General features: G+C 69.8%; 28 protein-coding genes. 14 read left to right on the plus strand and 14 right to left on the minus strand.

The annotated features are described in order from the left end of the window. Positions 1-70: 70 nt before the first annotated feature. Entirely contained in the window at positions 71-1,114 is a 1,044-nt protein-coding gene (locus tag L942_RS30780) for an NAD(P)-dependent alcohol dehydrogenase (RefSeq protein ID WP_037367392.1), read from the minus strand. 98 nt (positions 1,115-1,212) lie between these two features. On the opposite strand from L942_RS30780, the gene L942_RS30785 reads away from it, so the two are divergent. Next, positions 1,213-1,800: a TetR family transcriptional regulator gene (locus L942_RS30785; RefSeq protein ID WP_037367216.1), complete on the plus strand. Its 588-nt coding sequence runs from the start codon at positions 1,213-1,215 to the stop codon at positions 1,798-1,800. 211 nt (positions 1,801-2,011) lie between these two features. Here L942_RS30785 and L942_RS30790 read toward each other — a convergent pair whose 3' ends face one another. Further along, on the minus strand, positions 2,012-2,257 hold the full coding sequence (locus L942_RS30790) for a hypothetical protein (protein WP_037367217.1): 246 nt from the start codon (positions 2,255-2,257) through the stop codon (positions 2,012-2,014). A gap of 170 nt (positions 2,258-2,427) precedes the next feature. Further along, positions 2,428-3,402: an SDR family NAD(P)-dependent oxidoreductase gene (locus L942_RS30795; protein WP_037367218.1), complete on the minus strand. Its 975-nt coding sequence runs from the start codon at positions 3,400-3,402 to the stop codon at positions 2,428-2,430. Between the two features lie 43 nt (positions 3,403-3,445). Between L942_RS30795 and L942_RS30800 the strand changes: the two genes are divergently transcribed. After that, a complete protein-coding gene (locus tag L942_RS30800; RefSeq protein WP_051166364.1) occupies positions 3,446-3,970 on the plus strand; it encodes a TetR/AcrR family transcriptional regulator in 525 nt (174 codons plus the stop codon). A 3-nt stretch (positions 3,971-3,973) separates the two neighbouring features. Here L942_RS30800 and L942_RS30805 read toward each other — a convergent pair whose 3' ends face one another. Beyond that, positions 3,974-4,582, minus strand: coding sequence for a TetR/AcrR family transcriptional regulator (locus L942_RS30805; protein ID WP_037367220.1), 609 nt, complete (start codon positions 4,580-4,582; stop codon positions 3,974-3,976). A 92-nt stretch (positions 4,583-4,674) separates the two neighbouring features. Between L942_RS30805 and L942_RS30810 the strand changes: the two genes are divergently transcribed. From L942_RS30810 to L942_RS30825, 4 genes are all read left to right on the plus strand, one after another. Next, the gene (locus L942_RS30810) at positions 4,675-5,418 is read left to right on the plus strand and encodes an SDR family oxidoreductase (RefSeq protein ID WP_037367221.1); all 744 of its coding nucleotides are present in this window, start codon (positions 4,675-4,677) and stop codon (positions 5,416-5,418) included. A gap of 101 nt (positions 5,419-5,519) precedes the next feature. Continuing rightward, complete coding sequence (locus L942_RS30815) at positions 5,520-6,146, plus strand: TetR/AcrR family transcriptional regulator (protein WP_037367222.1); 627 nt, start codon at positions 5,520-5,522, stop codon at positions 6,144-6,146. Between the two features lie 49 nt (positions 6,147-6,195). Then, positions 6,196-7,053 carry a carboxymuconolactone decarboxylase family protein gene (locus L942_RS30820; RefSeq protein WP_235079517.1) on the plus strand — a complete coding sequence of 286 codons (858 nt, stop codon included), beginning with the start codon at positions 6,196-6,198 and terminating at the stop codon, positions 7,051-7,053. 107 nt (positions 7,054-7,160) lie between these two features. Next, a complete protein-coding gene (locus L942_RS30825) occupies positions 7,161-8,024 on the plus strand; it encodes a 3-hydroxyacyl-CoA dehydrogenase family protein (RefSeq protein WP_037367224.1) in 864 nt (287 codons plus the stop codon). A 52-nt stretch (positions 8,025-8,076) separates the two neighbouring features. Here L942_RS30825 and L942_RS30830 read toward each other — a convergent pair whose 3' ends face one another. From L942_RS30830 to L942_RS30840, 3 genes are read right to left on the minus strand one after another with little or no spacing between them, the layout of a single operon-like run. Beyond that, positions 8,077-8,571 carry an SRPBCC family protein gene (locus L942_RS30830; RefSeq protein ID WP_037367225.1) on the minus strand — a complete coding sequence of 165 codons (495 nt, stop codon included), beginning with the start codon at positions 8,569-8,571 and terminating at the stop codon, positions 8,077-8,079. After that, positions 8,525-8,911: an ArsR/SmtB family transcription factor gene (locus L942_RS30835; RefSeq protein WP_037367226.1), complete on the minus strand. Its 387-nt coding sequence runs from the start codon at positions 8,909-8,911 to the stop codon at positions 8,525-8,527. Before L942_RS30835 ends, L942_RS30830 begins: the two co-directional genes overlap by 47 nt. Positions 8,912-8,941: 30 nt before the next feature. Next, a complete protein-coding gene (locus tag L942_RS30840; RefSeq protein ID WP_106965092.1) occupies positions 8,942-9,532 on the minus strand; it encodes a helix-turn-helix domain-containing protein in 591 nt (196 codons plus the stop codon). Between the two features lie 90 nt (positions 9,533-9,622). Between L942_RS30840 and L942_RS30845 the strand changes: the two genes are divergently transcribed. Then, complete coding sequence (locus L942_RS30845) at positions 9,623-11,215, plus strand: methyltransferase domain-containing protein (protein WP_037367228.1); 1,593 nt, start codon at positions 9,623-9,625, stop codon at positions 11,213-11,215. Between the two features lie 57 nt (positions 11,216-11,272). Here the strand turns inward: L942_RS30845 and L942_RS30850 are convergent, their stop codons facing one another. Then, positions 11,273-12,205 carry a phosphotransferase family protein gene (locus L942_RS30850; RefSeq protein ID WP_037367229.1) on the minus strand — a complete coding sequence of 311 codons (933 nt, stop codon included), beginning with the start codon at positions 12,203-12,205 and terminating at the stop codon, positions 11,273-11,275. Positions 12,206-12,334: 129 nt separating this feature from the next. Here L942_RS30850 and L942_RS42240 point away from each other — a divergent pair, with 129 nt between their 5' ends. From L942_RS42240 to L942_RS30870, 4 genes are all read left to right on the plus strand, one after another. After that, positions 12,335-13,129, plus strand: a complete 795-nt coding sequence (locus L942_RS42240; protein WP_051166365.1) for a hypothetical protein — start codon at positions 12,335-12,337, stop codon at positions 13,127-13,129. Positions 13,130-13,219: 90 nt separating this feature from the next. Next, on the plus strand, positions 13,220-13,657 hold the full coding sequence (locus L942_RS30860; RefSeq protein WP_037367230.1) for a MarR family winged helix-turn-helix transcriptional regulator: 438 nt from the start codon (positions 13,220-13,222) through the stop codon (positions 13,655-13,657). Between the two features lie 52 nt (positions 13,658-13,709). Next, a complete protein-coding gene (locus L942_RS30865; protein ID WP_037367231.1) occupies positions 13,710-14,264 on the plus strand; it encodes a dihydrofolate reductase family protein in 555 nt (184 codons plus the stop codon). A gap of 119 nt (positions 14,265-14,383) precedes the next feature. After that, entirely contained in the window at positions 14,384-15,364 is a 981-nt protein-coding gene (locus tag L942_RS30870) for a chitinase (protein WP_037367232.1), read from the plus strand. 56 nt (positions 15,365-15,420) lie between these two features. Here the strand turns inward: L942_RS30870 and L942_RS30875 are convergent, their stop codons facing one another. From L942_RS30875 to L942_RS30895, 5 genes are all read right to left on the minus strand, one after another. Continuing rightward, on the minus strand, positions 15,421-16,182 hold the full coding sequence (locus L942_RS30875) for an HAD family acid phosphatase (protein ID WP_037367233.1): 762 nt from the start codon (positions 16,180-16,182) through the stop codon (positions 15,421-15,423). Between the two features lie 47 nt (positions 16,183-16,229). Then, positions 16,230-17,414: a class I SAM-dependent methyltransferase gene (locus tag L942_RS30880; RefSeq protein ID WP_037367234.1), complete on the minus strand. Its 1,185-nt coding sequence runs from the start codon at positions 17,412-17,414 to the stop codon at positions 16,230-16,232. A gap of 1 nt (position 17,415) precedes the next feature. Next, entirely contained in the window at positions 17,416-18,372 is a 957-nt protein-coding gene (locus L942_RS30885) for a class I SAM-dependent methyltransferase (protein ID WP_037367394.1), read from the minus strand. Between the two features lie 20 nt (positions 18,373-18,392). Beyond that, on the minus strand, positions 18,393-19,172 hold the full coding sequence (locus L942_RS30890) for an enoyl-CoA hydratase/isomerase family protein (RefSeq protein ID WP_037367235.1): 780 nt from the start codon (positions 19,170-19,172) through the stop codon (positions 18,393-18,395). Positions 19,173-19,236: 64 nt separating this feature from the next. Further along, complete coding sequence (locus L942_RS30895) at positions 19,237-20,058, minus strand: ABC transporter ATP-binding protein (protein WP_440201348.1); 822 nt, start codon at positions 20,056-20,058, stop codon at positions 19,237-19,239. A 473-nt stretch (positions 20,059-20,531) separates the two neighbouring features. On the opposite strand from L942_RS30895, the gene L942_RS30900 reads away from it, so the two are divergent. After that, on the plus strand, positions 20,532-21,077 hold the full coding sequence (locus L942_RS30900; RefSeq protein ID WP_037367237.1) for a cysteine dioxygenase: 546 nt from the start codon (positions 20,532-20,534) through the stop codon (positions 21,075-21,077). Next, positions 21,074-21,469, plus strand: a complete 396-nt coding sequence (locus tag L942_RS30905) for a rhodanese-like domain-containing protein (RefSeq protein WP_037367238.1) — start codon at positions 21,074-21,076, stop codon at positions 21,467-21,469. Before L942_RS30900 ends, L942_RS30905 begins: the two co-directional genes overlap by 4 nt. 100 nt (positions 21,470-21,569) lie before the next feature. On the opposite strand, the gene glgP is transcribed toward L942_RS30905, so the two are convergent. Beyond that, positions 21,570-24,113: an alpha-glucan family phosphorylase gene (glgP, locus tag L942_RS30910; protein WP_037367239.1), complete on the minus strand. Its 2,544-nt coding sequence runs from the start codon at positions 24,111-24,113 to the stop codon at positions 21,570-21,572. Between the two features lie 128 nt (positions 24,114-24,241). On the opposite strand from glgP, the gene L942_RS30915 reads away from it, so the two are divergent. Continuing rightward, on the plus strand, positions 24,242-25,684 hold the full coding sequence (locus L942_RS30915) for a neutral zinc metallopeptidase (RefSeq protein ID WP_037367240.1): 1,443 nt from the start codon (positions 24,242-24,244) through the stop codon (positions 25,682-25,684). The last annotated feature ends 10 nt before the right edge of the window (positions 25,685-25,694 follow it).

The following is a 25,694-nucleotide window of genomic DNA, read 5'->3' on the forward strand; positions in this document are numbered from 1 at the left end:
GCTTCCGTACAAGAGCGGCCGTTGCCGACGGCGTCGTGTAGTGAGCGATCCCGGTAAGGGCCGTGGTTGTCTACGACAGGTCGGACAGGTCCAGGACAAAGCGATAGCGGACATCGCCGTGCCCCAGGCGGTCGAGAGCTTCGTTTACCCGAGCGGAGGGCATGAGCTCAATGTCCGCGGTGATGTTGTGCTGGGCGCAGAACTCCAGCATCTCGGCGGTCGCCGGGCGGCCGCCGCTGCCGGCCGAGCTGAGGTTCTTGCGTCCGACGAGCAGGTCCATCGCCTGCACGGTGACCGGCCCGAGGTGCCCGAGCTGGGTGAGCGTCCCATCCATGGCTACGAGCCCCAGGTAGGGGCCTAGCTCATGGGGGACGGCGATGGTGTCGAGCAGGACGTCGAACCGGTTGCGGGCAGCGGTCATCTGTCGCTGGTCGGTGGACACGATCACTTCGTGGGCGCCCAGCCGACGCGCGTCGTCAGCCTTGTCCGCCGATCGGCTGATAACCGTGGTTTCGGCACCGAGAGCGACGGCGAGCTTGATCGCGAGGTGCCCGAGGCCGCCCAGTCCGGCGACCGCGACGCGGGTGCCCGGTCCGACGCCGAGAGCGCGCAGCGGCTCCCAGACGGTGATTCCGGCGCACAGCAACGGAGCCGCGGCCGCGGCATCGAGCCCGGCCGGCAGCGGGTAGGCGAACAGGTCGCGGACGACGTACTCGCGGGAGTAGGCCCCGAGCGTGGCCGACCCGTCGTGGCGGTCGGTGCCGCCGTAGGTCAGAGTCGGGAACTCGGCGCAGAAGTTCTCTTGGCCCGCCCGGCACATCGCGCAGGCGCCGCACGAGTCGACGATGTTGCCGACCGCGACCACGTCGCCAACCGCGAAAGCGGTGACGTCGGGACCGATCGCGGTCACCACCCCGGTGAATTCGTGGCCCGGCACCAACTCTGCGTCCCCGGTCTCGGGCAGGGCGTGGATGGCGTGCAGATCGCTGTGGCAGACGCCGCAGTAGTCCACTCGCACCGCGACGTCGTCGGGCCGCAGGTCCCGGCGTTCGAATGACACCCGGCGCAGCGGGCTCCCGGGCCGGTCGGCCAGCCAGCCCACGGTGCTCCTCATGATCACTCCCATAATAAACAGACTGTTCGGTCTATCGCGAGAGTAGCTGCGCACGGACACTTCGGCAAACCGACTGGTCTGTTGTTAGCCTGTCCGGCATGGCTGACAAGCCCCTGACCGCGCGTGGCGCAGCCACCAGACAGCGCATCCTGGACGTGGCCACCCAGGAGTTCGCCGAGCACGGCATCGCCGGGGCCCGCGTCGAACGCATCGTGTCCGCTGCACGCACCAACAAGGCTCAGCTCTACGGTTATTTCGGCAGCAAGGAAGGGTTGTTCGACGCGATCTTCTTCGGCTCGCTGGAACGGATCATGACCGTCGTGCCGATCGACGCGACCGACCTGGCGGACTGGGCCGTGCGCCTCTACGACGAGTACCTCCGTCGCCCCGACCTGATCCGGCTGGCCACCTGGGCGCGACTGGAACGCCGCCCGGCCGGCCATCTCGTCGACGACGCCGACCGCCTCGACGACGCCAAACTGCGCGCCATCGCCGAGGCACAGGCCGCGGGCCTGATCCGGTCCGGCGACCCGTTCGACCTGATGGCCATGGTCATCGCGATGTCCATGGCGTGGTCCCCGGTGAGCAACGTCTACGCCGCCACCGAGCAGGAACCCGAGCACGTGCATGAACAACGCCGCGCCCTGCTCCGCGAGAGTGTGCGGCGCGTCGTCACCCCCGACTGAGGCAGCTCCCGGCCAAGGAGCGCCGACGCGAGGCGTGTGCTTCGTCCGGCAGGTCGTGCCATTCCGTGCGGGCGATCGGTCGGTCCTCATTGGACAGTCCGGGCGGGACAGCAGGTTCAGCGACGGGCGGCCGGTTCAGCGACGGGCGGCTGGTTCAGCGACGGGCGGCAGGTTCAGCGGCGGGCGGCTGGTTCAGCGACGGGCGGCTGGTTCAGCGGCGGGCGGCTGGTCGGTTCGAGCGGCAGGAAGTCGGTGAGCGGTTCAGCGGCAGGCGAGTGCGGATCCGGTCGCCTTGGAAAATATTGCCGTTGCGGCGGTCGAACTGTTCGGCCAGGCCCAGGGCGAGGCGGCGCATTCGGCCGGCGAGAACTTGCAGCGGGTCGGTGTTCGGATCCCGGGTCCAGCACGGCGTCTCCGCGGCCGGTGCAAACCAGGCGGTCGGCGCTTCGTACTGCATCGGCCAGCAACGCGGTCCGTTCCGGGCTGGGGCCCATCGCGTTCGCCACCCGCGATGACAACCACAGATCGTCTCCGCGGCGGAAACATTGCGGATCAAGGCAGGGCAATTCAGGGAAACGACCCGGTGGCACCAAATTTTGCGCGGACCGTGTCGGAGATCCAGCCTGGTCAGGGCTGGCGGACCAGAGCGAGAGACACCTCCCACAGTTGCCGTGCGGCGGCGGGGTCGCGGGCCCAGCGTTTGACGGCGTGGCTGTTGCCGGTCAGGTCGACGTCGTCCGGAACTGTCGCGGCTTCGTTGCCGTCGTCCAGGTAATGGCCACCGTTATGGGCGAATTCTGGCGCGGTCGCGGCGACGAGAGTGGTGGCTGCGCCTTGTCCGATGGTCTTGTATGTGAAGACTCCCGCGGCTTCCAGCCGGTCCAAGTGGTCCTTCATGTCTTGGGTGAAATCCCGTTGCAGGCCAGTGGAAACTCCGCCGGGGTTGACCGCGTTGGCGACGATTCCCTCCGGCGCCCACCGCCGGGTCGCTTCCACGGCGAACAGCGAGTTGGCAGTTTTCGACTGCGCGTAAGCCCATTGGGGGTCGTAGGCGCGACGAGTAAAGTGGAGATCATCAAAGACAACAGGTGAGTACATGTGCGCACCGGAGGTCACCGCCACGATCCGGGCCGCCCCTCGCTGATTCGCGCCTGCGGCTAAGGCGTCGTGCAGGCCCAGTGCTAGTGCGAAATGGCCGAGGTGATTGGTCGCGAACTGCAGTTCCCAACCCTGCGGAGTGCGGCCCAGAGTCGGGCGCATGACGCCGGCATTGTTGATCAGCAGGTGCAGCGGACCGTGCCAGCTGTCGGTGAATTGGGTGACGGTGCCGAGGTCGGCCAGGTCGAGGTGGGCGAAGCTCACGGCGCGGTTTCCGGTGGACGCGACGATGTCGTCGGCGACGGTCGCGCCGAGGGCGGTGTCGCGTACGGCCAGCGTGACGTCCGCGCCGACAGAGGCGAGCGCGCGGGCTGTTTCGCGGCCGAGGCCGGAGGTGGCGCCGGTGACGACTGCGCGGACGCCGGCGAGGTTCTGGCCTGCGACGACGTCGTCGGCGGCGCTGGTGGCGTCGAAAGCGGTGCGAATGAGGGAGGGTTGAGGCACTCTTTGAACTATACGCAGTAGACGAAGTTTGTATAGTGTGGCTATGGGCAGTGATCGGCGCACGCAGGTACTGGACTCGGCCTTGGAGGTGTTCGCGCGCTACGGCTATCGCAAGGCGTCGATGGACGACGTCGCGAAGGCGGCGGACATTTCGCGTCCGGGCCTGTATTTCTACTTCTCGTCCAAGCCGGAGCTGTTCCGCGCCACCGTGCAGCATTCGCTCGAAAGCAGCATCGAGGAAGCCCGGGCCGCTCTCGCCGATTCGCGGCAACCGCTGCGCGAGCGGCTGGTCGAGGCGTTCGACCATTGGGCCGGACGCTACGTCGGGCCGATGGCCGCGGAGATCGGAGTGCTGATCGACTCGAACCCCGATCTGCTCGGCAGCATGCCGGCCGAGTACCCGAAACGGTTCCGCGAACTCGTCATCGAGGCGATCGGAGGCCGCTCCCCCGCCGACGTCGCCGGAACGCTGATCAGCACCGCGATCGGGATCAAGCACGACGCGGAGACCCGGGACGAATTCCGCGCCCGGATGACCGTCGCGGTCGATCTTTACCTCAACCGCTGAAAGTCAGGCATCCGGCCAGTTGCGCAGGGCCGTGTCGGCGACTTCCTGCAGCTCTTCACGGGTTGCGCCGCTGGCCGCCTCGACGGCGATCCCGAACGCGACGGTCATGATGTAGCGAGCCAGCCGCGCCGGATCGGCATCCGGCGGCAAGTCGCGCTCGTCGATGGCGCGCTGGAATCGCTTCTCCAGCGCCCGACGCGCGGCGTTTCGCCACTCGACGAGCAATTCACGCGCGGGGTGGCCCAGTTCGCCCGCCGCCAATGAGCCTTGCACCCCAAGGCATCCGCGCGGCCAGTCGGGAGCGGTCGTCGCCTCGACGGCCCCGTTGAGTATCGCGGCGGCCACCTTCGCGGCGGTCGGTTCCGCCCACGCTCGCGGTCCGTAGGAGGCGGGGCCTTCGTCGTAGAGCGCCAAGGCTTTGCGGAACAACTGCTCTTTGTTGCCGAAAGCCGCGTACATGCTGGTCTTCGTGATGCCCATGGCACCCGTCAGATCGGCGAGGCTGGCCCCTTCGTAGCCGTGCTCCCAGAAGACCAGCATGGCGCGCCGCAGCGCCTCGTCGGCATCGAAGCCGCGCGGCCGGCCGAGGTGCGCCTTGCCCGGATTGGTCACCGCGCCAGCATACCCCTTCGGTACCGATCGGTTCAGAAGTGCTACGGTCGCTTTAAGTACCGATCGGTACCGAAATATGCGGAGGTCAGCAAATGGGACAGCTCGAGGGCAGGACGGCGGTCGTCACCGGCGGCAGCAGCGGGATCGGCCTCGCCGCGGCCGAACGGCTCGCCGCGGAGGGCGCGCACGTCTTCATCACCGGCCGGAGCGCCGACGCGCTGGAAGTGGCCGCGAAGACCATCGGTTCGGCCACCGCGGTGCCGGGCGACATCGCCGATCCGGCCGACTTGGATCGGCTTTACGACGCGGTTCGCGCCCGCGGCAAGGGGCTCGACATCGTGTTCGCCAATGCGGCGGCGGGATCCTTCGCCAGCCTGGAGGAGACCACCGTAGAGCACTTCGACCAGGTCTTCGGCACAAACGTGCGCGGCACGCTCTTCACTGTGCAGAAAGCGTTGCCGCTGCTCAACAAGGGCGCGTCGGTGATCCTGAACTCGTCGGTCCGCGCCGACGACGGCCTCGCATCGTTCGGGACGTACTCGGCGTCCAAGGCGGCGATCCGTTCCTACGCCCGGACTTGGGCCAATGAGCTGAAGGGCCGCGGCATCCGGGTCAACGTCGTCTCCCCCGGGACGATCGACACGCCGGTGCTCGAGAAGACGGTCGGCGCGGACCAGGTCGACGAGGCCCGGGCGAGTTTCGCGGCGCGGGTTCCGCTCGGCCGGATGGGCACGCCGCGCGAGGTCGCGGACGCCGTGCTGTTCCTCGCTTCGGACCAGAGCAGTTTTCTCCTCGGCACGAACATCTACGTCGACGGCGGCGAAAAGCAGTTCTGAGCAGCGCCGCCGCGGGGACGACGACGTTCTCGCGCCACATCGCCCTGCGCGCTGGCTATACGAAGGTATAGTCTACTGTTCATGCGTATAGCGACGGCGTCATGACCGACCCCGACGACCTCACCGCGCGCGCCCGCATCCGCGACGCGGCGATGCGGCACTTCGGCGAGCACGGCTTCGAGCGCGCCACCATCCGGGGCATCGCGGCGGAAGCCGGAGTGTCGCTCGGGTTGGTGCGGCACCACTTCGGGTCCAAACAGGCGCTCCGCGAGGCGTGCGACGAACACCTGATCAAGCTCCTCCGCCAGCTCGACGACCAGGTGCCGGAAGACCTCGCGACCAGCGGCACCGCGAATCCGGTCGCGGCGGCGCGAGTCGCGGTCGGGCCGTACCGGGACTACCTCGTCCGGGCGTTGGTCGAAGGCGGCGTCGCGCCGTTGTTCGACGAGATGGTCGAGCTCGGCACGCGCCGGCTTGTCGCCGCTGATCGGCAACGGCCGGATCCGCCGACGGTCGACCCCAAGGTCCGCGCCGCGATCGGCACCGCGATGGCGTTGTCGATCACCTTGCTGCACCAGCACATTTCGCGCGCGGCCGGCGTCGACATCCTCAGCCCGGCGGGCGACCGCCTGCTCGCCCGCGCGCTGATCGACATCTACTCGCATCCGCAGCTCAGCCTCGACGAAGCGCAGGCGGCGCTCGACCGCCTGCCCGCGGAAGGAAACTGACATCCCGCACGCGACGACTCCCCGCATCCCGCCGCTCGAACTCGACGAGATGGATCCCGAACAGCGAAAGCTGGCGAAACTCGGCGCGGACACCGTGATCCAGGTGCTCGCCCGCGCGCCGGAAGTCCTGCAGGCGTCCGGCGCGCTGGGTGCTTACCTGCTGGGCCGAGGGAAACTGCATCCGCGGATCCGCGAGCTGGCGATCCTCCGCGTCGCGCTCCGGTGTGACGCTCCCTACGAATGGGCGAACCACGCGCCCGCGGCGCTCGGCGGCGGCGCGACCGAGGAGGAGATCGCGGCCCTCTCCGCTCCGGACGCGAGCTGGCCGCCGGAGGACGACGCGGTGCTGCGTGCCGTCGACGAGTTGTGCGCGAATGTCTTCGTGTCCGACGAAACCTGGGCAGCTCTCGCCGCGACCCGCGACCACGCGGAGATCATCGAAATCCTGTTCCTCGTCGGTTACTACCGGATGATGGCGGGGTTCCTGAACTCCGCAGGCGTTCCGGTGAAACCCGGGCAACCGGCACTCGGCGAAGTTCCGGTTCCCGTGGCCGCGCCGGACCGCCAGTCCCGGCCGGCCAGTGGCGAAACCGGTCCGGACGGAAGCTGGAAGGTCACCTTCATCCATCCCGCGGGAAGCAAGGACCTGCTCCTCGACCTCGTCACCCACGGCACTAAGGTCTCCGGTTCCATTTTCGACACCCAGCTGAAGATCACCGTCCCCATCGTGTCGGGGACGGTCGAGGGGCAGAAGGTCGCCTTCACCGCCCTGGTATCCGATCCGGTGCGCTTCGAGGTGAGCGTGCACGGCACGGTCGACGGGGACGCGTTCTCCGGCTCCGTCACGGTGTCCGGCGGCGGCACCTTTCCGCTCACCGGGGTGCGGGAGGCCAGTACCAGTAATTGAACGACCGTCGCCGCAATCCGCACGGCCGGTCCCCCGCCAGTGGATGCGGAATTGCGGCGGGCGGGGGCGGGTGGTCTTCTTGGCGCGAGATCGAAAGGTGAGCCGCCATGCCGTACGCGTACACATTCGACCAGATCCGCGACCGGCCGGTCACCGTGTTCGGGGCCGGGACGCTGGGCAGGCGCATCGCGCTGATGTTCGCCTCGCGCGGCGGCACCGTGCGGATCAGCGACCCGAGCGCGGAACAGGTCGCGGCGGCCGCGGACTACGTGGCGGAAACCTTGCCCGTCGTGCTGGAAAAACGCGGCAGCGGCGAGCTCGGCCGGGTCGAGGGCGCGGCGTCGATCGAGGACGCGTTGCGCGACGCGTGGCTCGCCGTGGAAGCGGTGCCGGAGCGGCTGGACATCAAAATCCCGCTGTGGGGCCAAATCGACGAAGCCGCGCCCGCCGACACGATTTTCGCGACAAACTCGTCGTCGTATCCGTCGCGGATGATGGCCGAGAAGGTGCGCGACAAATCGCGGCTGTGCAACATCCACTTCTACATGCCGCCGACGGCGAACGCGGTCGACCTCATGTCCGACGGCGAAACCAGCCGCACCGTGCTCGACACGCTGCTCGGAGTGTTGCCGGAGTTCGGCATTCATCCCTTCGAGGCGCGCAAGGAAAGCGTCGGCTTCATCTTCAACCGCGTGTGGGCGGCGATCAAACGGGAATCGCTGGCCGTCGTCGCGGAGGGCGTCGCCCGGCCGGAGGACGTGGACGGGATGTTCAAGATCAACTGGCGTCTGCCGTACGGGCCGTTCCAGATGATGGACCAGGTCGGCCTGGACGTCGTGCTGGACATCGAAAACCATTACGCGGACGAGAATCCGCACCTGCCGGCCGGGCCGAGGGAGCTGCTGCGCGGGTACGTCGACGCGGGAAAGCTCGGGGTCAAGACCGGCGAGGGCTTCTACTCCTACGGCTGACGCCGGGTCGAGGCGGTCCGGGCCGCGGGACCCCGGACCGCCCGCGCGCGGCTCACTCCAGCGAGACCGCGACCTCTTCCAGCGCGTCCATCGACTCCTGCATGCCGCCCTCCATGCCGGATTCGATGATGGCGTCGCGGACTTCCTTGCTGTGCGTTTCGGTCAGCATGGTCACCGTCGTGCGGTCGCCCGATTCGGTGAAGGTCACGGTGACCACGGGGGCGTTGTCGTCCGAGGCGCCCGGCATTTCGTAAACCTCGGTGTGGACCAGGCGTTCGTTCGGCGTTATTTCTCGATATTCGCCGTGGAAGGCGACCTCGAAATCGCCGTTCGCCCGCATCACGTAGCGCCATTGGCCGCCGACGCGCAGGTCGATGTCCACGGACGTCACCGTGCCGCGCTTGCCCGCCCACCAGCGCTTCACCAGGTCCGGCGTGGTCCAGGCGCGGTAGACGCGGTGCCGCGGAGCGGCGAAATCCCGGGTGATCAGGATCTGGTCGTCAGCGGGCAGCGTCACCTTCGCCGTGCCGGTCGTCGTGTCGGTCATGGTTTTCCTCCTCGGTCGAACCCATTTCTTCCAGCACGGCGTCCAGCGATTCGAACCGTTCCTCCCAGGACCGTTCGTAGCGGCGCACCCAGTCGTGGATCGGTTTGAGGGCGCGGCCGTTGAGCCGGTAAAGCCGTTGCCTGCCCTCGTCGCGCACCTCGACCGCGCCGACCTCGCGCAGCACCCGCAGATGCTTCGACACCTGCGGCTGCCCCAGGCCCAGCACGCGGACGAGGTCGTTCACCGGACGCTCGCCCTCGGCGAGGACGTCCAGGATTTCCCGGCGCCGCGGTTCGGCGACGGCGTTGAAAACGTCCGCGGTGGTCGCTGCCCGTGCCATGCGGCAATCATATGCCGATATGGGTATGCGTCAAGAGGCAGGCCGGGCGCGGACGTGGAACCGTTCGCCTTGCGGGCCGAACAGCGCCAGGACCTCGCAGACCTCGTCGCCGGCGTTGCCGAACCAGTGCGGCACGTGCGTGTCGAACTCCGCGACCTCGCCCGGCCGGAGGACGACGTCGTGCTCCCCCAGCATCAGGCGCAACTGTCCGGAAAGGACGTACATCCACTCGTACCCCTCGTGCACCCGCTGGTCCGGCGGCTCGGCCGCGCGCTCGGGCGGAAGGATCATCTTGTACGCGCGCAGCCCGCCCGGGCGCCGGGTGAGCGGCAGGTAGGTCCGGCCGTGCCGGACGAACGGTTTCGGGTGCAGCCGGGGATCGCCGGTCGGCGGCGCGCCGACCAGTTCGTCCAGCGGGACCTGGTAGGCGCGGGCCAGCGCGAGCAGCAGCTCCAGCGTCGGTTTGCGCTGGCCGGCTTCGAGCCGCGACAGCGTGCTCACCGAGATCCCGGTCGTTTCCGAGAGGCCGGTCAGCGTCGCGTTGCGTTGTTTGCGCAGGGCGCGCAGCCTCGGGCCGACCGCGTGCAGGACCTCGCCGAGGTCCTGGTCGTCTTCGCTCATGCCGGTCAATTTGCCACTTCGGCAAAGAACTTTGTCAACCCGGCGCGTTCTCCGGATAGTCCGGGGCACGGGGATTGACAGGAGGATCCAGTGGACGAGAAGTACGACGTGGTGGTGGTCGGCGGCGGCGCGGCCGGGCTCAGCGGAGCGGTGGCGCTCGCGCGGTCCCGGCGGTCGGTGCTGGTCGTGGATTCCGGCGAACCGCGCAACGCGCCGGCCGGGCACGTGCACAACTACCTTGCCCGCGAAAGCACGCCGCCCGCCGAACTGCTCGCGCTCGGCCGCGCGGAGCTGGCCGGGTACGGCGGCGAGGTGCTCGCGCAGACGGTGACGTCGATTGCCAAGGGCGGCAACGGATTCGAGATCTCGCTGGCCGACGGGCGGCGCACGCACGCGCGGCGGGTGCTGGTCGCGACCGGTCTCGTCGACGAGCTTCCCGAGGTCGCCGGACTGGCCGCGCGATGGGGCCGGGACGTGCTGCATTGCCCGTACTGCCACGGCTGGGAGGTCCGCGACCGCGCGATCGGCGTGCTGTCGACCGGCCCGATGACCGTGCACCAGGCGCTGATGTGGCGGCAGCTGTCCGGCGACGTGGTCGTTTTCCGGCACACGCACGGGGATTTCGACGAGGCGCCGCTGCTGGCCCGCGGGATCCGGATCGTGGACGGCGTGGTCGCCGCGGTCGAGACCGAGAACGACCAGCTGACCGGGGTGCGGCTCGAATCGGGCGAGGTCGTCGCGCGCGAGGCGCTGGCCGTCGCGGCTCCGGCCAAGACGCGGGCGGGCTTTCTCGCGCCGCTCGGGATCGAGCCGGAACCGGTGGAGTTCAACGGTTTCGTGATCGGCACCCGGGTTCCCGCGGACGCGACCGGCCGGACGTCGGTGCCCGGGTTGTGGGTGGCCGGCAACGTCACGGACATGCGGGCGCAGGTCGTGGTTTCGGCCGCGGCCGGGTTGACGGCCGGGGCGGCGATCAACGGCGACCTGGTCGAGGAAGAGGCCGCGGAAGCCGTGCGGCTGCGGGAAATGCCGTTCTCGCACGAAATGGAGCGGGAGGTCGCGCGGGCCAACCAGCAGCACCCGGAGCCGCCGTTCGACCGCGCATCCTGGGAGGAGCGGTATCGCTCGCAAGACGGGATATGGAGCGGACGGCCCAACGAGCAGCTCGTGACCGAGGCGCGCGCCCTGGAACCGGGCCACGCACTGGACGCGGGCTGCGGCGAGGGCGGCGACGCGCTGTGGCTCGCGCAGCAGGGCTGGCGCGTGACGGCGGTCGACTTCTCCACGACGGCCATCGAGCGCGGGCGTGCGCAGGCGGCCGAACTCGGCGTGGCGGACCGGATCACCTGGGTCGCGGCGGACTTGGCCGAATGGGCGCCGGAATCGAAGTACGACCTCGTGACGTCGCATTTCCTGCACGTGCCGTCGGCGGCCCGGACGGTGGCGTTCGCGCGGCTCGCCGAGGCGGTTGCACCGGGCGGGACGCTGCTGGTGGTCGGGCACGACCCCGAGGACCACCACGCCGGGCGGCCGCACCTGCCGGACATGATGTTCACCGCGCAGGAAGTGGCGGAGACGCTGGACCAGTCGTGGGCTTCGGTGGCCGCGGAGGTGCGCGAGCGCGCCGCGGTGGACGGGGAGACGGTGGTTCGGGACACGGTTCTGGTGGCTCGGAAGGGGTGACGGTGGCCCCGGTCTGGCCGGAACGCGGCACCCGGAACCCGGCCAGACCGGGGTCGCTCACCCCAGGTTGTCGAGCAAAGGCGCGAAACAGCCGCCGTCGCCCCGGGCGAACGCGGCCAGCATGGCCCGTGCGTTCGCGAGGTCGGCCTCGTCCGGATCCGGGGCCGACGATTCCCGTTCCAGCGTCCAGGCTTCCAGCATGATCGAGTACCCGAGCAGCACATCCGGACCGCCGCCCGCCGCCAGGGTCTCGCGGGCGATCCGGTCGACCACCGGCCGCAGCGGAACCCGTTCGGCGGGCGGGCCCGGGGCGTAGCCGATTTTCACCAGTTCGTTCAGGTCGGCCGCGGCCGGAGCGGCGAACGCGAACTCGAAATCCAGCAGGGCCGTCACCCGGCCGTCGTGCCAGAGGGTGTTCGGCACGCAGAAATCGCCGTGGTTCACCACGCGCGGCGCGGCGGGCAGGGCTCTCCAGAAGCGAGTCATCACGCGGTCCAGGCCGTCGGCCTCGGACCGGGTCAGCTCGCCCGCGGCGGTCAAGCGGCCCAGCAGCGCACTGGCCTCGGCCGGGGTGGTCGAGAAGAACGGCGACCGGGAGCGGAGGAACGGGCGGACGGTCTCCACCGCGGTCCGGTGCACGAAACGGACCCGGTCCCACATCTGATCCACCGCGCTGGCTCGCGCGGTGTCGTCAAGGTCCGGCCAGACCTCCTCCAGGTTCCGCCCCGGTATTCGCCGGCTCAGGACCCATTGGTGGCCGTCCAGCACGCCCGCGGCCAGCACGGGCGGACAGCCGGTTTCGGCGGGCAGCAATTCGACCAGGCGTGCCTCGCGAAGCAGGTCCGCTGGACCGGGGCGAGACGCCACGCGGACAACGCAGTCCTCGGCGAGCCAGGTGGCGTTCGTCCAGCCGCGGCCGCGTTCGGCAGTGCTGATGTCCACGCCGTGCTCGCTCAGGACTGCCGTGGCCACGCGCCGGGGATCGGTCACGGCAGCACGCTAACAGCGCGGCAAATCGGACCCCAAGGCTTTTTCCGGTCGACCTGACTTCGCGGAGGTGCGGCTAGAATCCCCCTCCGGAACCGCACCTGCGGATTTCAAGGAGCCAAGGAGGCGCGGATGCGCAAAGCCTTGATCGCACTGGCGACAGCGGGTCTGTTGATCGGGTCCATCGCGGCGCCAGCCGAAGCGGCCGTCGGGGTCGAGGTCGGCGGCGCGGTCGCGAAGCCCGGCGAGCGCAGCGCGGCGCAATTGGCAGGCGCACAACTCGACCAGGTCGTGAACGACGCGTCGCCAGTACTGCCGGCGGGGAAGAACACCGTGCTGCGGGTGACGGTTCGGGTCACCGGCGCGGCACATCGGGCGGTGACGTTCGCGCTTGCCGAACTGAGCCCCTCGTTCGGCAATCATCCGGCGCTCTTCCGCGACGGCCGGCACGGGGTCGACCTGACCGTGCCCGGCGATCGCGACGGCTCCCGGACGGTTCGGAACGTCCGCACGGTCTCCGTTGCCGTTTCCTCAGCACAGCCGGCCGCGCAGCCGGTCCGGGTCACCGCGCACGGCCGATCGGTGACGTTGCCGCCGGCGTTGCTGGCGAAGCTGCCGCGGCAGACGGTGACCGCGCGGTTCGGCTCGGACGCCGGAACGCAGACTCACCAGGAGTCCGGGCCGCCGCTCGCACTGGTGCTCGCCTTGGCGGGCGTACTGCCCAAGCCGGACACGCCGGTGGTCGCGGTCGGGGCGGACGGCTATGGCGCGGCGGTGACCCTCGCCGAAGCGTGGACCGGCGGACGGCCGTTGCTTCTATCCACAGTGGAGGACGGGAAGCCCCTCGCGGAACCTCGTTTGGTGCCGCTTAGCGATGTGAAGGGCGGGCGGTACGTCTCGAGGGTCACCGCGCTGGCCGTCGGCTGACCAGGAAATCAGGCGTGGGGCACCGACTCCGGGTCGGCGAGCACGACCTGGAACGCGACGGGCAGGCACCTTTTGCGTAAGGTTCCTGTCATGGGTCAAGAGACGACGCATCGGCCGGGATATCTCGTGAAGCGGGTGCAGCAGGCGTTCCGGCAGATGTCCGACGAACTGTTGCGGCCGATCGGGTTGTCGATGTCGCAGTACGCGGTGCTGGTCGCCCTCGCGGAGAAGCCGGGGGCGTCGTCGGCCGAGGTGGCGCGCCGGTGTTTCGTGACGCGGCAGTCGCTGCGGGACGTGCTGACCGGGTTGAAGACGGCCGGGCTGGTCGCGGTCGCCGAGGAGGCGTCGACGGGGCGGGCGCGGCCGGTGCGGCTGACCGCGTCCGGGGAAGCTCGACTGGAAGAGGCGCACCGGGTAGTCGGCGAGGTCGAGGAGCGGATGCTGACCGGGATGTCCGAGACCGACCGGCGGCGGCTGGCCGCGCTGTTGAGCACCTGCGCGGAGAACCTGGCGTCCGACGACCGATGAGTTTTGGCCGCCGTGGCGGTCTACCTCGTATCAAGCGCACGAGGAGGACTCCATGGGCAAGGTGTTGTGGCACGTCGCGATGTCGCTGGACGGGTTCGTCGCCGCGGACGGCCATGCGATGGACTGGATGGCGGGCGTGCACGTCACGCCGGGGGTGCACGAGGAATCCATCGCGCGGGTCGGCGCGATTCTGGGCGGGCGGCGCGGATTCGACGCACTTGCCGCGCGGGCGCCGGGGAAGGTCGCCAAGCAGCCGTATGGCGGAGCGTGGAGCGGGCCGGTCTTCGTGCTCACCCATCATCCGGAGGACGCGCCGGCCGAGGACGGCGTCACGTTTCTCGAGTGCGATATCCGGGAGGCGGTCGAGATCGGGCTCGCGGCGGCCGACGGGAAAGATCTTGAGCTGCACAGTCAGGATATCGCACGGCAGTGCGTTGAGCTGGGGATTGTCGACGAGTTCATCGTGCATCTGATGCCGGTGATGCTCGGGTCCGGGATCCGGCTGTTCGACAATCCGGGCGGGGAACCGGTCCGCTGGGAACGGGTGCACGACGGGGATCCGGCACTGGCGGTCGACCTGCGGTACCGGCCCGCCTCGACGCGGTGAATCCCGCTCAGCGGGACGGCGCGGCCTACTAATGGCGTATGGCATCCACGGAGCTATTGGTCTATACCATTTGGACAGGGGTTTACCGCCCCTCGGTCCTCACCGTGGAGGTTCCACCCATGCGTCTCCCCTCCCCCCGGAAACTGGCGGCCGCGCTCGGCGGATTGCTGGCCATCGCCGGACTCGCGGTCCCCCAGGGCACCGCGGCCGCGGCGAGCGGCTCGTCGATCGCGCTCGCGCCTTATGTGGACATGGGCGCGTGGCCGTCGCCCGTGTTGTCGTCGATGTCCGAGCAAAGCGGCATCAAGAATTTCACCCTCGGGTTCGTCACCGGAGCTGCGTGCAAGGCCAGCTGGTTCGCGGCCTACGACCCTCGGCAGGGGTGGCAGTCCGACGAAATCGCGAAGATCCGCGCGGCGGGCGGAGACGTCAAGGTCTCCTTCGGCGGCGCGTCCGGCGTCGAGCTCGCGCAGGCGTGCGGTGACATCAATTCGCTGGCCGGCGAGTACGAGGCGGTCATCAAAGCCTATGCCCTCAAGTACATCGACGTCGACATCGAGGGCGCGGCGGTCGCCGACCCCGGTTCGATCTCGCTTCGTTCGCAGGCACTGAAAAAGGTGCAGGACGACAATCCCGGGCTCAAGATTTCCCTGACACTGCCGGTGCTTCCCACCGGGCTCACGTCGGACGGGCTGAACGTGGTGACCTCGGCGCGCGACGCGGGCGTCGACCTCGACCTGGTGAACGTGATGGCGATGGACTACTACCAGGGCTCCGGCGACCAAGGCGCGAAGGCGATCCAGGCGGCGCAAGCCACGCAGGCGCAACTGAAATCCGCGCTCGGACTGTCCGATGCGGACGCTTGGCGGAAGGTCGGGCTCACCCCGATGCTGGGCGTCAACGATTCCCAGAGCGAGATCTTCTACCAGAAGGACGCCAGCGCGGTGGTGAGCTTCGCGCAGAGTGTCCACCTGGGAATGCTGTCGTTCTGGGAACTCGGCCGCGACGCGAACGCGTGCAGCGGGCCGCTTTACCGGTGCACCAACATTGCCCAGCAGCCGTACGAATTCTCGAAGATCTTCGCCGGGTACTCCGGCTGACGAAGACGGAGCCAGCCCGGGCCCGGCGCGGGACCCGGGCTGCCTCCGGCACGGGATCAGGGCAGGTAGTACATCGGGTTCGGCAGCTTCACCGGGTGGTCCGCGTAGCCGCCTTCGAGGTCGCTGAACTGGTCGCCGACGTTGAGCACGATGTGCGCGCCGGTCGACTCGATGTGCGCGCGGGTTCCCGACTTGTACTGCACGGTGGTGCAGTTCAGCCCGCACGGCAGGTAGTCCGGCGGAGTGGTCTTCGGCTTGAAGTACGCGCCGGCCGGCGTCGGGTAGCCCTCGTTCGCGAGATTCTTGAGCGACTGCGGGCCTTGCTTATCGTTGCGGCCGGTCAGGAAGTAGATCCGCACGCCGCGTTCAGCGGCCCACTTCGCCAGCTCCAGCACCGGCCTGTTGGCCTCGAAAGTGCCGTCGTCGATGGCTTTCTGCTGCTTCGCCGGGTCGAAGCCGAAGTCGTTGTCGGCTTCCCAGCCGTAGGTGACCTCGGAAGTGTCGTCCACGTCGAGCACGATCGCCGGGTTCTTCACCTTCCCCAGCTTCTGCTGCAGGTACCGCTGCGCGTCGGCGACCACGCGCTTGGTGTCGGTGACGAACCGGCTGGTTCCGGAGTAGTGGTGCTTGCCGGCCGCGTCGAGCCAGTCGCCGTAGTACGCCTTGACGTCGTTCTTCACCTGGCCGATGTTGGCCGGTTCGCGGCCGTGCGCCGCGGTGCCGGCGTCCGACCCGGCGAGTGCGGTCGCGCCGCCGGCGACGGTGGCGCCGACGGCCGCGGCGGCGGCCAGTTTGACGAGAGCGGGAAAACGAGACACAGGGACCCTCCAGTGATCATTCGTCAACCCGCCGAACTTACGCCGCGCTACCCGGCTTGAAAACCCTCCGTTGGGATGCGTTCGGCCCGGCACACGAACGCCACCGGCGACCGGCCGATCCGCGTCAGCACCACAGTGGACTCTTCGCTGCCGCGTGGTTTCAGCTTGCGCCGCAAGGCGTCCGGATCGACGTCAAGGCCGCGGACCAGGATTTCCAGCCGTCCGACGTCGAGCTTCTTCAACGCCTGCCCGAGCGTCTTTTCCCGGTACGGCAGCTGTTCCAGCACCCGGAAGGCCCGCACGCCAGGCGGCGGGGTGTCACCGGTGAGGTAGGCGATGCGTTCGTCCAGCTGCCACAAGCCATGCCGTGCCGCGTAATGGCGGACGAGCCCGGCACGCACGACCGCGCCGTCCGGGTCCACCAGCCATTCCCCCGCTGCCCGCACGGGGATGTCGTCCGGCTCTGCGTCGGTGAGTGTCCACTGTGCACCGTCCGAACGCAACACGGTCGCCCGGCGGGTGACGCCGGACGAGAGTCCTCGCCACAGGCATGCTTCGCGGACTTGGCCGTCGAGCGACACGAGTTCCACCTCGTCCGCCCACGGCGCGATCGAGAAGTCCAAGCCGGGCGCGCATTTCACCGACAGGATCCGGCCCGGATAGGCGGCCACGAGTTCGTCCAGCGGCGGCAGGAAGTCGGCCGGACGCCACACCCGGCGACCCGCGGAGTCACGGCGTGCGGGGTCGGCGACCACCGCGGCGTCCCGGGAGACCGGGCGCAAGGCGTCGGCTCGCGCGACGAGCGGGGAAACCCCGGCGACGGAAGCGTTGTGCCGGGCCATTTCCAGCCGTACCGGGTCCACATCGGACCCGATCGCTGCCGAAGCGTTCCGGGACAGTTCGACCAGGTCCGCACCGACCGAACAAGTGACGTCGTGCACGGCGAGACCCGCGAGCCGAGCAGCGCGATGCCGGGCCACCGGCGTGGCGCTCGCCTGCTGCAACGCGTCGCCGGTGAACAGCCAATCGCCGGAAGAAGCCAGTTTCAGTACCGATTTACGCCGCAGCGCAACGGTTTCCAGCACCGAGGCAGCGCGCTCGCCGACCAGCCGACGAGCCGTGGTGACGTCCGCGATCCGCGAGCCGTCCAAACCGGAACATTCGGCGAGCGCCGCCCGTCCCGCGTCCGAGCGCAGGAAGGCGACGTCGTCGAGCGTGAAACTGTAGGGCAACTCAGGACGGCCGCTTGGTCCCGGTGATCATCACGTTGTAGAACAGCTCGCGCGGCAGCACCTTCGACAGCAGCTTCTTGTCCAAAGCGGACAGCCGCAGCCACAGGTGGTAGGCGAACAGCCGCCAGCGCACGGTGAGCTTTTCCTGCGGCACCGCGGCCTCGAAGGTGCGGATCGGCCAGCCGGCCAGCGCCGCCGAGAACTCCTCGGTGACCGCGCGGACGTCCTGGGCGCCGGCCCCGCGCGCCATCGCTTCCAGCTCCGACGGGTCGAAGGTGTGGATGTCGACCACGGCCTCCAGCGCCGCCGCGCGCGACGACTCGTCCAATTCGGACTGCGGACGCCGCCAGCCGCTCAGCGCGGGCAGCTTGGTGATGTTCGTGGTGAGGAACCAGGTGAGCTGGCCCAGCCGGCGCGCGTAGCGGTCGCCGATCTTCGTCGGCTCGCCGGCGAACACGAACCGCCCACCCGGCTTGAGCACGCGCAGCACCTCGCCGAACGCCTGGCGCACGTCCGGGATGTGGTGCAGCACCGCGTGCCCGACCACGAGGTCGAACGTGTTGTCGTCGTACGGGATCCGCTCCGCGTCGGCGACCCGGCCGTCGACGTCGAGACCGAGGCCCTCGGCGTTGCGCAGCGCGACCTGCACCATGCCGGGCGACAGGTCGGTGACCGAACCCTTCTTCGCGACGCCGCCCTGCATCAGGTTGAGCAGGAAGAACCCGGTGCCGCTGCCCAGTTCCATCGCGTGCTGGTAGGGCTGGCCGTCCTCGCCGGCCACCGCGTTGAACACGTCGGTGGCGTAGGAAATGCAGCGCTCGTCGTAGGAAATGGACCACTTCTCGTCGTACGTCCCGGCTTCCCAGTCGTGGTAGAGGACGTTCGCGAGCTTCGGGTCGGCGTAGGCCGCCTTGACCTCGTCTTCGGTGGCGTGCGGGTGCGGCGCCGGGTCGGACACTCCGGAGTCGGGCACGGAAGTCACTTCCCCTCGAAACTGGCTTTGCCGGGGCCGTTGTCGATGAACGACTGCATGCCGTTGCGCTGGTCCTCGGTCGCCCACAACGCGGTGAACAGCTGCGTTTCGATCTTGAGACCGGTGGCCAGGTCGACGTCGAGGCCGGAGTCGATCGCCGCCTTGGCCGCGCGCAGCGCCACCGCCGGGCCGTTCGCGAACTGCGAGGCCCACTTCCGCGCGGCCGCGTACACGTCGTCCGGGGCCACGACCTCGTCGACGATGCCCAGCTTGAGCGCCTCGTCGGCCTTCACGAACCGGCCGGTGAAGATCAGGTCCTTGGCCTTGCTCGGCCCGATCAGCCGGGTCAGCCGCTGCGTGCCGCCCGCGCCGGGGATGATGCCGAGCTGGATTTCCGGCTGGCCGACCTTCACGTTGTCGCCGGCGATGCGCCAGTCCGCGGTCAGCGCCAGTTCCAGGCCGCCGCCGAGGGCGTAGCCGGTGATCGCGCAGACGACCGGCTTCGGGATGTTCGCGACCCGGGCCAGCGACGCGGTCAGCTCGGTGCCGAACTTCGCGATCTCCGGGTACGTGCGGGAGGCCATCTCCTTGATGTCCGCGCCGCCGGCGAAGGTCTTCTCGCCGCCGTAGAGGATCACCGCGCGCACGTCGTCGCGGTCGGACGCCTCGCGCGCGGCCTCGGCGAGCTCGGCCTGCACCTGGTTGTTCAGCGCGTTGACCGGCGGCCGGTCCAGCCGGATCGTGCCGACCCCGCCCTCGACCTCCAGGGTTACGAACTCTCCCACGCGAACTCCTCCTCGTTAACGGCGTTGACGCAGTGCCAGCAGGCTACCGGCGGGTAAGCACAACCTACCTGCGGCGGGCGAAAAACCGCTCGCCCGAACGCTCCAGCACCAGGTCCTGATCGAACGTCTTGGACAGGTTCTCGCTGGTGATCACGTCGTCCACCAGCCCGGACACCACCGCGCGGCCCTCGCGCAGCAGCAGCGCATGGGTGAAGCCCGGCGGGATCTCCTCGACGTGGTGGGTGACCAGCACCATCGCCGGCGCGTCCGGGTCCATCGCGAGCGCCGACAGCCGGGCCACCAGGTCCTCGCGGCCGCCGAGGTCGAGTCCGGCGGCGGGCTCGTCGAGCAGCAGCAGCTCCGGGTCGGTCATCAGCGAGCGGGCGATCAGCACGCGCTTGCGCTCGCCCTCGCTCAGCGTGCCGAACGTGCGCTCGGCCAGGTGCGCGATGCCGAGCGTGCCGAGCAGTTCGGTCGCCCGGTCGAGGTCCATCCGGTCGTACTGCTCGCGCCAGCGGCCCATCACCGCGTACCCGGCGCTGACCACGACGTCGCCTACGCGCTCGTCGCCGGGCACGCGCTGGGCGATCGCGGCGGAGGTGAAACCGATGCGCGGACGCAGGTCGAAGATGTTCACCTTGCCGATCCGGTCGCCGAGCAGGTCGACGGTGCCGGAGGTGGGGTGCAGTTCGGCGGCGGCCAGGCGCAGCAGGGTGGTCTTGCCGGCCCCGTTCGGGCCGAGCACCACCCATCGCTCGTCCAGCTCCACCGCCCAGTCGAGGGCCGCGAGGAGGTCGTTTCCGGTACGGCGGACGCCGACACCGGACATCCGCACGACGAGGTCGTCGGGATCGCTGGGCAGGATCGGCTCGCTCACGGGCCCCATTGTGGCGGTCGCCCGGGCGCGGGCGCGCACCCGCCCGGGGGTAACGGCCGACGCCAGGAACTCGAGCCGCGCGCCCGCTGCCCGCTGACCGTTTCCCCGGGTCGGTGAAGCGGGTCTGACTCTCCCTCGGGGTTCCCCCACGGACGGACAATCCGCACCCCGCCGCCGGCTGGCCAGGTGGGCGTGTCCACTCCGTTGACCTGGGCAGACGTGCCTCGAACGGGCCGCCTCGGGTCTCCTCGCGTGGGGTGCCGGGTGTCCAGCGGATGGGACGAGCGGCCTTGATCACCGCGCTGTGGCAGCATCCATGCCATGTTCAGGTCCGCGCGCCCCGTGTTCTGGCGCCGTCGCGCGATCGACCTGCTCCTGGTCGCTTCCAGCGGATGTAGCCGGGCGCGGCACGCACGCTGATCCTCGTCGGCGTGCCGCGCTGCCTCGCGTCCCGGCACCGACTCACCCCAGGAGCACCTGCGTTGACCACGTCCATCGTCCGTCCGGACGTCGAAATCCACCCCCAGCTGACCGATCCGCTGCTGCCCGAGCTGCTGCACCCGTCGCGGCTGCTGTGGACGCCGCGCGAGCTGGCCGACCTGACCCGCACTGTCACCACCGAACTGACCACCGGCCTGCGCGAGGTCCTGCGCTTCGACGAGGACCAGCGCTGGTGGGCGCGCCTCGCGCTGACCGACGGCGTCGAGCTGTGGCTGCTGTCGTGGCTGCCCGGCCAGCACACGAAACCGCACGACCACGGCGGCGCGTCGGGTTCGTTCACCGTGCTGCAGGGCGAACTCGGCGAGGAGTACCGCTACCCCGGCGGTCCGGTGCGCCGCCGCACGCACACCGCCGGGCAGGGCATCGGCTTCGGGGCCGGGCGCGCGCACCAGGTGCTCGGCGTCGGCAGCGAACCGGCGGCCAGCGTGCACGCGTACTCGCCGCCGCTGGTGCCGACGCGCGAATACGCGAGCCTCGCCGACGTGCCGAACGAGATCCCGCCGTTGCCTGCCATTGTGCGGTCATGACCGCACTCGACGCTTTCCTCGCCGCCGCCCGGTCCACGTTGGACCGGGCGGATCCGGCGCGCGCCGCCGACCTGCAGGCCGAAGGCGCGCTGATCGTCGACATCCGGCCGTACGCCAACCGGGTCGCCGAGGGCGAGATCCCCGGGTCGGTGGTCGTGGAGCGGATCCACCTGGAGTGGCGGCTCGCTCCGGAGAGCGAGTGGCGGCTGCCGGGGGTTACGGCGGAGACCGTCGCAGTGGTGGTGTGCAACGAGGGGTACGCGTCGAGCCTGGCCGCGGCGGATCTGCAGCGGCTGGGGCTGACCAAGGCGACGGATCTCGTGGGCGGGTTCCGGGCTTGGGCGGCGGCTGGATTGCCGGTGCGGGAAGGCGGAACGCCGGCGGTCGACTGAGCTCTTGGGGCACGCGTCCCGACGGTCCGTGAAGGACTCCTTGAGGGAATCTGATTCCCTCAAGGAGTCCTTCACGGACCGACTCTGAGGTGTTCGTGAGTCAGGCGAGCACGACGCGCGCCAGTTCCGCCGGGCTGGCGAGCAGCGGGTGCTTCGGCAGCACCCGCACCGTGTAGCCGACCGAGCCCGCGCGCGGCAGGCGCAGCGTCGCGGCGAACGCGCCGATTCCGTCCGGCGCCATCGGCACCTGCACCGAGTCGGCGAGTTCGTCCCCGTCGCCGACCTGGCCGACCACGGCTTGGATGTCCACTTCGGACGGTTCGAGCCCGGCCAGGTCGATCCGGGCGCGGATGGTGACCTCGGTGCCGACCACGAGCCGTTCGGTGTGGTCGTACTGGAGTTCGGCGTCGAAGATCCGCACACGCGGCCAGGCGACTTCCAGTTTGGTCCGGTAGTCGGCCAGCGACAGCGCGCCCTGGTGGCCGTTGCCGGTGGCGGCGGCGACCATCCGCGACGCGGGCAGGTAGCCGGAATCCACGTACTCGCGCACCATCCGCGACGCCTGCACGCGTGGGCCCAGCGTTTCGAGCGTGTGCCAGACCATCGCGAGCCAGCCGGTCGGCACGCCGTCCTCGCCGGTGTCGTAGTAGAGCGGCGCGATCTGCTGGCCGAGCAGGTCGTACAGCGCCGCGGCTTCGAGGTCGTCGCGGCGCAGCGGGTCGGTGACGCCGTCCGCGGTGGGGATGGCCCAGCCGTTCGAGCCGTCGTAGCACTCGTCCCACCAACCGTCCTTGATGGACAGGTTGAGGCCGCCGTTGAGCGCCGACTTCATCCCCGACGTGCCGCACGCCTCCAGCGTCCGCACCGGGTTGTTCAGCCACACGTCGCAGCCGCGGTAGAGGTAGCGGGCCATCGACATATCGTAGTCCGGCAGGAACACGATGCGATGGCGCACCGCGGGATCGTCGACGAACCGCACGATCTGCTGGATCAGCTGCTTGCCGTTCTCGTCGGCGGGATGCGATTTGCCGCCGATCACGATCTGGATCGGCCGCTTCTCGTCCAGCAGCAGCGCGCGCAGCCGGTCCGGGTCGCGCAGCATCAGCGTGAGCCGCTTGTACGTCGGGACGCGGCGGGCGAAGCCGACGGTCAGCACGTCCGGGTCGAAGACGCGGTCGGTCCAGCCCAGTTCCAGCGCTGACGCGCCGCGCTGCATCCACGCCGCGCGCACCCGCCGCCGGACCTCGCCGACCAGCTTCTCCCGCAGTTCCCGGCGCAGCGCCCACAGCTGCTGGTCGCTGACGCCGTCGCGCAGCGAGCTGTCCGGCGTGCGGCCCTCGTGGCCGAACTCCTCGTGGTTGCCGCCGAGCAGCGCGCTCAGCTCGCGCGCCACCCAGGTCGGCCCGTGCACGCCGTTGGTGATGGACGAGATCGGCACCTCGGCCTCGTCGAACCCGGGCCACAGCCGGGAAAACATCCGGCGCGTGACGCGGCCGTGCAGCGCCGAGACGCCGTTCGCGCGCTGCGCCAGCCGCAATCCCATGTGCGCCATGTTGAACAGGCCCGGGTTGTCCTCCGCGCCGAGCTGCAGCACGCGGCGGACGTCGACGTCCGGCACGAGCCTGCCGTCGGAGAAATACCGCTGCACGAGGTCGACCGGGAACCGGTCGATGCCCGCGCTGACCGGGGTGTGCGTGGTGAACACGGTGCCGGCGCGGACCGCGGGCAGCGCCTCGTCGAAGGCGAGACCGTCGGACTGGATGATCTCGCGGGCGCGCTCCAGCCCGAGGAAGCCGGCGTGGCCTTCGTTGGTGTGGAACACCTTCGGCTGCGGATGCCCGGTCAGCTCGCAGAACTTCCGCACCGCCCGGAACCCGCCGATGCCGGCCAGGATCTCCTGCCGGATGCGGTGGTCGGCGTCGCCGCCGTAGAGCCGGTCGGTGACCGAGCGGAGGTCCTCGTCGTTGGCCTCGATGTCGGTGTCGAGCAGCAGCAGCGGGATCCGGCCGACGCGCGCCCGCCACATCTGCGCGCGCAGGTCCCGTCCGCCCGGCATGGCGACCTCGACCAGCACCGGGCGGCCGCCCTCGGCGACCAGTTCCAGCGGGAAGGCGTTCGGGTCGATCACCGGGTAGTGCTCGACCTGCCAGCCGTCCAGCGAGAGGCCCTGGCGGAAGTACCCGGACCGGTACAGCAGGCCGACGCCGACCATCGGCACGCCGAGGTCCGACGCCGCCTTGAGGTGGTCGCCGGCGAGGACGCCGAGGCCGCCGGAGTAGTTCGGCAGCGCCTCGGTGACCCCGAACTCCATCGAGAAGTACGCGACCGCCTGCGGCAACCCTTCGTCGGTGCGCCGCTGGTACCAGCGCGGCTCGGTGAGGTAGCGCTCCAGGCCGGCGGCGGCTTCGCGGGTGCGGCGCAGGAAGTCCTCGTCCTTCGCCAGTTCCTCGAGCCGCTCCGGCGGCAGCGCGGTGAGCATGCGCAGCGGATCGCGGATCTTGTTGAAGAGTTCGGCGTCCATCGAGGCGAACAGGTCGCGCGTCGGCGGATGCCAGGTCCAGCGGAGGTTGGTCGCGAGCGCGCCGAGCCCGGCGAGCGGCTCGGGCAGGCTGGCGCGGACGGTGAACCGGCGGACTGCACGCATGGTCAGCGACGATATCCGGCCCGCTTCGCGCGCGCTCGCACCCCACTTCGGGGATTGTCCGCACACTGCGCCATCCGGGTCAGTAATGTCCCGGTTCGTTGTCGGACGCGGAAGTGGAACGAGGGAACATGAGCCGAGGGGGACGCCGGTACGCGCTGGTCGTGCTGGTCGCGGCGACCGTGCTGGGGACGGCCGCGTGCGGGGACAAGGCGCCCGCGGCGACGCCGGGCGCGGGGAACGTCGCCGGGCTGCCGGTCACGCATTTCGAGAGCGGGCTGCGCTCCGACGCGCCGCGGCCGGACCTGCGTGTGAAGAACGCCAGCGGCGGCGAGGACGACCAGCTGGCCACCGCCGCGATCGCGGACGTGCAGGCGTACTGGACCGAGGCGTTGCCCGCGGAGTTCGGCGGCAAGCAGTTCGAGCCGGTCAAATCGCTGCTGTCGTACGACTCGAAGCGCGACACCGAGGACACCGCGTGCGGCAGCGTCAAGCAGCTGGTGAACGCGTTCTACTGCGCGGGCGACGATTCGGTGGCGTGGGACCGCGGCGTGCTGCTGCCGATGCTGCGCAAGCGGTTCGGGCCGATGTCGGTGGTGACCGTGCTGGCGCACGAGTTCGGCCACGCGATCCAGTACCGGCTCGGGTCCGCGGCCGGGATCTCGAAGTCGACGCCGACCGTCGTGAAGGAACAGCAGGCGGACTGCTTCGCCGGCGGGTACTTCCGGTGGGTCGCCGAGGACAAGAGCAAGTTCTACCGGGTGTCGACCGCGGAGGGGCTGGACCAGATCATGGCCGCGATGTTCTTCATCCGCGACCAGGCCGGGACGAGCGCGACGGACCGGCAGGCGCACGGCACGGCGTTCGACCGGACGTACGCGTTCCAGGCCGGGTTCGAGAAGGGGCCGAAGGAATGCGCCGGGATGAACGCGCAGAACGTGCAGCAGCGGCTGACTGAGCGGCCGTTCGACTCCGGGGACAAGGGCAAGGGCGACGCGCGCTTCGACGAGACGACGCTGTCGGACCTCAAGGCCAGCCTGGACGAGGCGTTCAAGGGCGCGGGCGTGCAGGGGCCGCAGTTCGCCGCGGGCTCCGGCAGCTGCCCCGGCGGGCCGAGCACGCCGCCCGCGTCTTATTGCCCTAACGACAACACGGTGAACTTCGACCAACGGACGCTGGAGAAGCTGGCCGAGCCGGTGGACCAGGAAGCCGAGATGGCCGGCCGGGCCGGGGGCGGGCTGGGCGACTTCGCCGCCTTCGCCGAACTGGCGTCGCGGTACGCGATCGGGATCCAGAAGGGGGTCGGGGCTTCGATCGACACGCCCAACGCCGGGTTGCGGACGGCTTGCCTGGTGGGCGCTTGGGCGGCGTTCTCGAACCATCCGACCGGAGGGGTGAAGCTGAAGCTTTCCTCCGGGGACCTGGACGAGGCGATCGCGGACCTGCTGCGGCCGGACGGGCTGGTGTCGGCGAACGTGAACGGGGAGCGGCCGGACAGCGGGTTCGACCGGGTCGAGGCGCTGCGGCGGGGATACCTCGAGGGGTCGTCCTCCTGCTCGAAGCAGTACGCCTGAGCCAGGCAGG

This window comes from Amycolatopsis orientalis DSM 43388 (assembly GCF_000411975.1).
Classification (GTDB): domain Bacteria; phylum Actinomycetota; class Actinomycetes; order Mycobacteriales; family Pseudonocardiaceae; genus Amycolatopsis; species Amycolatopsis orientalis_D.

Coding starts and splice junctions, on each gene's coding strand:
- L942_RS30870 (WP_037367232.1), top strand. CDS start 14,384: ATGCGTCTCCCCTCCCCCCGGAAACTGGCGGCCGCGCTCGGCGGATTG.
- L942_RS30800 (WP_051166364.1), top strand. CDS start 3,446: ATGGGCAGTGATCGGCGCACGCAGGTACTGGACTCGGCCTTGGAGGTG.
- L942_RS42240 (WP_051166365.1), top strand. CDS start 12,335: ATGCGCAAAGCCTTGATCGCACTGGCGACAGCGGGTCTGTTGATCGGG.
- L942_RS30780 (WP_037367392.1), bottom strand. CDS start 1,114: ATGAGGAGCACCGTGGGCTGGCTGGCCGACCGGCCCGGGAGCCCGCTG.
- L942_RS30830 (WP_037367225.1), bottom strand. CDS start 8,571: ATGACCGACACGACGACCGGCACGGCGAAGGTGACGCTGCCCGCTGAC.
- L942_RS30860 (WP_037367230.1), top strand. CDS start 13,220: ATGGGTCAAGAGACGACGCATCGGCCGGGATATCTCGTGAAGCGGGTG.
- L942_RS30865 (WP_037367231.1), top strand. CDS start 13,710: ATGGGCAAGGTGTTGTGGCACGTCGCGATGTCGCTGGACGGGTTCGTC.
- L942_RS30810 (WP_037367221.1), top strand. CDS start 4,675: ATGGGACAGCTCGAGGGCAGGACGGCGGTCGTCACCGGCGGCAGCAGC.
- L942_RS30790 (WP_037367217.1), bottom strand. CDS start 2,257: ATGCAGTACGAAGCGCCGACCGCCTGGTTTGCACCGGCCGCGGAGACG.
- L942_RS30905 (WP_037367238.1), top strand. CDS start 21,074: ATGACCGCACTCGACGCTTTCCTCGCCGCCGCCCGGTCCACGTTGGAC.
- L942_RS30915 (WP_037367240.1), top strand. CDS start 24,242: ATGAGCCGAGGGGGACGCCGGTACGCGCTGGTCGTGCTGGTCGCGGCG.
- glgP (WP_037367239.1), bottom strand. CDS start 24,113: ATGCGTGCAGTCCGCCGGTTCACCGTCCGCGCCAGCCTGCCCGAGCCG.
- L942_RS30840 (WP_106965092.1), bottom strand. CDS start 9,532: ATGAGCGAAGACGACCAGGACCTCGGCGAGGTCCTGCACGCGGTCGGC.
- L942_RS30820 (WP_235079517.1), top strand. CDS start 6,196: ATGGATCCCGAACAGCGAAAGCTGGCGAAACTCGGCGCGGACACCGTG.
- L942_RS30835 (WP_037367226.1), bottom strand. CDS start 8,911: ATGGCACGGGCAGCGACCACCGCGGACGTTTTCAACGCCGTCGCCGAA.
- L942_RS30785 (WP_037367216.1), top strand. CDS start 1,213: ATGGCTGACAAGCCCCTGACCGCGCGTGGCGCAGCCACCAGACAGCGC.
- L942_RS30825 (WP_037367224.1), top strand. CDS start 7,161: ATGCCGTACGCGTACACATTCGACCAGATCCGCGACCGGCCGGTCACC.
- L942_RS30895 (WP_440201348.1), bottom strand. CDS start 20,058: ATGGGGCCCGTGAGCGAGCCGATCCTGCCCAGCGATCCCGACGACCTC.
- L942_RS30815 (WP_037367222.1), top strand. CDS start 5,520: ATGACCGACCCCGACGACCTCACCGCGCGCGCCCGCATCCGCGACGCG.